Source organism: Micromonospora sp. SL4-19 (assembly GCF_047921475.1).
Lineage (GTDB): Bacteria > Actinomycetota > Actinomycetes > Mycobacteriales > Micromonosporaceae > Micromonospora.
In genome coordinates this window covers 1-5,198 of record NZ_JBLROB010000061.1, presented here as the reverse complement: position 1 = coordinate 5,198, position 5,198 = coordinate 1, and the positions used below count along the sequence as shown (strand labels likewise).

General features: G+C 58.2%; 2 rRNA genes. Both read left to right on the top strand.

What is annotated here, in order from left to right:
* The first annotated feature begins 154 nt into the window (after positions 1-154).
* Positions 155-1,670 (top strand): 16S ribosomal RNA (locus ACNAVT_RS31525).
* A 370-nt stretch (positions 1,671-2,040) separates the two neighbouring features.
* A 23S ribosomal RNA gene (locus ACNAVT_RS31520) occupies positions 2,041-5,149 on the top strand.
* Together the 16S and 23S rRNA genes form the textbook arrangement of a ribosomal RNA operon.
* The last annotated feature ends 49 nt before the right edge of the window (positions 5,150-5,198 follow it).

Genomic DNA, 5,198 nt, shown 5'->3' with positions numbered 1-5,198 from the left:
CGGATGGTGTGTGGTTGTTCTTTGAGAACTCAACAGGGTGCTTGATAAGCCAGTGCCAATTGTTTTATACCCCGCGCTGGTCAGGCTTTGGTCTGGCTGGTGGGGATTCCTTTGGCAACACTTTTGTTGTCGGGATGGATTGTTCAACAAGTTTTTGTTGGAGAGTTTGATCCTGGCTCAGGACGAACGCTGGCGGCGTGCTTAACACATGCAAGTCGAGCGGAAAGGCCCTTCGGGGTACTCGAGCGGCGAACGGGTGAGTAACACGTGAGCAACCTGCCCTAGGCTTTGGGATAACCCCGGGAAACCGGGGCTAATACCGAATATGACCTCCTGCCGCATGGTGGGTGGTGGAAAGTTTTTCGGCCTGGGATGGGCTCGCGGCCTATCAGCTTGTTGGTGGGGTGATGGCCTACCAAGGCGACGACGGGTAGCCGGCCTGAGAGGGCGACCGGCCACACTGGGACTGAGACACGGCCCAGACTCCTACGGGAGGCAGCAGTGGGGAATATTGCACAATGGGCGGAAGCCTGATGCAGCGACGCCGCGTGAGGGATGACGGCCTTCGGGTTGTAAACCTCTTTCAGCAGGGACGAAGCGCAAGTGACGGTACCTGCAGAAGAAGCGCCGGCCAACTACGTGCCAGCAGCCGCGGTAAGACGTAGGGCGCGAGCGTTGTCCGGATTTATTGGGCGTAAAGAGCTCGTAGGCGGCTTGTCGCGTCGACTGTGAAAACCCGCAGCTCAACTGCGGGCCTGCAGTCGATACGGGCAGGCTAGAGTTCGGTAGGGGAGACTGGAATTCCTGGTGTAGCGGTGAAATGCGCAGATATCAGGAGGAACACCGGTGGCGAAGGCGGGTCTCTGGGCCGATACTGACGCTGAGGAGCGAAAGCGTGGGGAGCGAACAGGATTAGATACCCTGGTAGTCCACGCTGTAAACGTTGGGCGCTAGGTGTGGGGGGCCTCTCCGGTTCCCTGTGCCGCAGCTAACGCATTAAGCGCCCCGCCTGGGGAGTACGGCCGCAAGGCTAAAACTCAAAGGAATTGACGGGGGCCCGCACAAGCGGCGGAGCATGCGGATTAATTCGATGCAACGCGAAGAACCTTACCTGGGTTTGACATGGCCGCAAAACCTGCAGAGATGTGGGGTCCTTCGGGGGCGGTCACAGGTGGTGCATGGCTGTCGTCAGCTCGTGTCGTGAGATGTTGGGTTAAGTCCCGCAACGAGCGCAACCCTCGTTCGATGTTGCCAGCGCGTTATGGCGGGGACTCATCGAAGACTGCCGGGGTCAACTCGGAGGAAGGTGGGGATGACGTCAAGTCATCATGCCCCTTATGTCCAGGGCTTCACGCATGCTACAATGGCCGGTACAATGGGCTGCGATACCGTGAGGTGGAGCGAATCCCAAAAAGCCGGTCTCAGTTCGGATCGGGGTCTGCAACTCGACCCCGTGAAGTCGGAGTCGCTAGTAATCGCAGATCAGCAACGCTGCGGTGAATACGTTCCCGGGCCTTGTACACACCGCCCGTCACGTCACGAAAGTCGGCAACACCCGAAGCCGGTGGCCCAACCCGTAAGGGAGGGAGCCGTCGAAGGTGGGGCTGGCGATTGGGACGAAGTCGTAACAAGGTAGCCGTACCGGAAGGTGCGGCTGGATCACCTCCTTTCTAAGGAGCACCATCCGTCGAAAGGCGGTATGGAGCCCGCGGCCCGCGGATGTCGGGTCGGGGTGCTCATAGGCGGAGACACTGGTGAGTTCAGCTCTGGCAACGGCCAGGTCGTCTAGTACACGCCCTTTGGGGTGCAGGAACGACGGGTCTGGTGCGGCTGGGGCGGAGCGGAGAGCACCCTGTTGGGTCCTGAAGGAACAACCGCTGGTTGTTACTTCGGAGCCATGACCTCACCTGTGGGTGAGGGTGGTTGCCAGGCATGGCCTGGTCCTGCATACCGCCGGCGGTGGTCGGGTTTGGTGTGGGGCTTGTGGGTTGTGGGTTGGTCGTTTGTTGAGAATTGCACAGTGGACGCGAGCATCTTTGTGGTCAAGTTGTCAAGGGCGAACGGTGGATGCCTTGGCACCAGGAGCCGATGAAGGACGTGGGAGGCCGCGATAGGCCTGGGGGAGCTGTCAACCAAGCTGTGATCCCAGGGTGTCCGAATGGGGAAACCCGGCATCAGTCATGTGATGTCACCCGCACCTGAACACATAGGGTGTGTGGGGGGAACGCGGGGAAGTGAAACATCTCAGTACCCGTAGGAAGAGAAAACAAATAGTGATTCCGTGAGTAGTGGCGAGCGAAAGCGGATTGAGGCTAAACCGGCTGCGTGTGATACCTGTCAGGGGTTGCGTGGTCGGGGTTGTGGGACCCTGCTGAATGTGCTGACACATGTTCGAGGAGTTACAAAGCCAGTTGCTAGCCGAATGGTCTGGAAAGGCCGACCGTAGACGGTGATAGTCCGGTAGGTGAAAGTGGCTGGTCTCCTGTGGGTGTTCCCGAGTAGCGGCGGACTCCTGAAATCTGCCGTGAATCTGCCAGGACCACCTGGTAAGCCTGAATACTACCTGGTGACCGATAGCGGACGAGTACCGTGAGGGAATGGTGAAAAGTACCCCGGGAGGGGAGTGAAATAGTACCTGAAACCGTTCGCCTACAATCCGTCGGAGCCTTGCGGGGTGACGGCGTGCCTTTTGAAGAATGAGCCTGCGAGTTAGTGGCATGTGGCGAGGTTAACCCGTGTGGGGGAGCCGTAGCGAAAGCGAGTCTGAACAGGGCGGTTCAGTCGCATGCTCTAGACCCGAAGCGGAGTGATCTAGCCATGGGCAGGCTGAAGCGCGGGTAAGACCGCGTGGAGGGCCGAACCCACCAACGTTGAAAAGTTGGGGGATGACCTGTGGTTAGGGGTGAAAGGCCAATCAAACTCCGTGATAGCTGGTTCTCCCCGAAATGCATTTAGGTGCAGCGTCGCGTGTTTCTTGCCGGAGGTAGAGCACTGGATGGTCTAGGGGGCCTACAAGCTTACCGAAATCAGCCAAACTCCGAATGCCGGTAAGTGAGAGCGCGGCAGTGAGACTGCGGGGGATAAGCTTCGTAGTCGAGAGGGAAACAGCCCAGATCACCAGCTAAGGCCCCTAAGCGTGTGCTAAGTGGAAAAGGATGTGGGGTCGCATAGACAACCAGGAGGTTGGCTTAGAAGCAGCCACCCTTTAAAGAGTGCGTAATAGCTCACTGGTCAAGTGGTTCCGCGCCGACAATGTAGCGGGGCTCAAGCACACCGCCGAAGCTGTGGCATTCACATTTTTACCTCGCTTGGACTTGATTCCTTGTGCAGGTGTGTGGATGGGTAGGGGAGCGTCGTGCCGGGGGTGAAGCAACGGGGTGACCTAGTTGTGGACGCGGCACGAGTGAGAATGCAGGCATGAGTAGCGAAAGAAGGGTGAGAAACCCTTCCGCCGGATGACCAAGGGTTCCAGGGCCAGGTTAATCCGCCCTGGGTGAGTCGGGACCTAAGGCGAGGCCGAGAGGCGTAGTCGATGGACAACGGGTTGATATTCCCGTACCCGCGAAAGAGCGTCCCTGATGAACCTCGTTGTGCTAACCACCCGAACCGCCGGCGACCTTCGGGTCAATGGTGGGGAGCGTGGGAACCTGGCGGGTAGTAGTCAAGCGATGGGGTGACGCAGGAAGGTAGCTGAGCCCGGCCGGTGGTTGTGCCGGGGTAAGCGTGTAGGCCGTGCCGTAGGCAAATCCGCGGCGCATATAGGCTGAGACGTGATGCCGAGCCGATTCAGGTGAAGTCAGTGATCCTATGCTGCCGAGAAAAGCCTCTAGCGAGTTCTTAGCGGCCCGTACCCCAAACCGACACAGGTGGTCAGGTAGAGAATACCGAGGCGATCGGGCGAACTGTGGTTAAGGAACTCGGCAAATTGCCCCCGTAACTTAGGGAGAAGGGGGGCCGGAGACGTGAAGCCCCGCGCGGGTGGAGCGTTGTATGGCCGCAGAGAGCAGGGGGAAGCGACTGTTTACTAAAAACACAGGTCCATGCGAAGAAGTAATTCGATGTATATGGACTGACGCCTGCCCGGTGCTGGAACGTTAAGGGGACCTGTTAGCTCTTCGGGGCGAAGCGGAGAACTTAAGCGCCAGTAAACGGCGGTGGTAACTATAACCATCCTAAGGTAGCGAAATTCCTTGTCGGGTAAGTTCCGACCTGCACGAATGGCGTAACGACTTCCCCACTGTCTCAACCACAGGCCCGGCGAAATTGCACTACGAGTAAAGATGCTCGTTACGCGCGGCAGGACGGAAAGACCCCGGGACCTTTACTATAGCTTGACATTGGTATCCGAATTAGCTTGTGTAGGATAGGTGGGAGCCGGTGAAGCTCATACGCCAGTATGGGTGGAGGCAATCTTGAAATACCACTCTGGTTGGTTTGGGTATCTAACTTCGGACCGTTATCCGGTTCAGGGACAGTGTCTGGTGGGTAGTTTAACTGGGGCGGTTGCCTCCTAAAGGGTAACGGAGGCGCCCAAAGGTTCCCTCAGCCTGGTTGGCAATCAGGTGTTGAGTGCAAGTGCACAAGGGAGCTTGACTGTGAGACTGACAGGTCGAGCAGGGACGAAAGTCGGGACTAGTGATCCGGCACTGGCATGTGGAAGCGGTGTCGCTCAACGGATAAAAGGTACCCCGGGGATAACAGGCTGATCTTCCCCAAGAGTCCATATCGACGGGATGGTTTGGCACCTCGATGTCGGCTCGTCGCATCCTGGGGCTGTAGCAGGTCCCAAGGGTTGGGCTGTTCGCCCATTAAAGCGGTACGCGAGCTGGGTTTAGAACGTCGTGAGACAGTTCGGTCCCTATCCGCCGTGCGCGTAGGATACTTGAGAAGGGCTGTCCCTAGTACGAGAGGACCGGGACGGACGAACCTCTGGTGTGCCAGTTGTCCCGCCAGGGGCACGGCTGGTTAGCTACGTTCGGAAGGGATAACCGCTGAAAGCATCTAAGCGGGAAGCTCGCTTCAAGATGAGGTATCCCACCACCTTCGGGTGGGTAAGGCCCCCAGCTAGACGACTGGGTTGATAGGCCGGAAATGTAAGCCCGGTAACGGGTTCAGTTGACCGGTACTAATAGGCCGAGGACTTGACTACCAAGCTGCTACGCGTCCACTGTGCAACTCCCGACAAACGAACACACCCC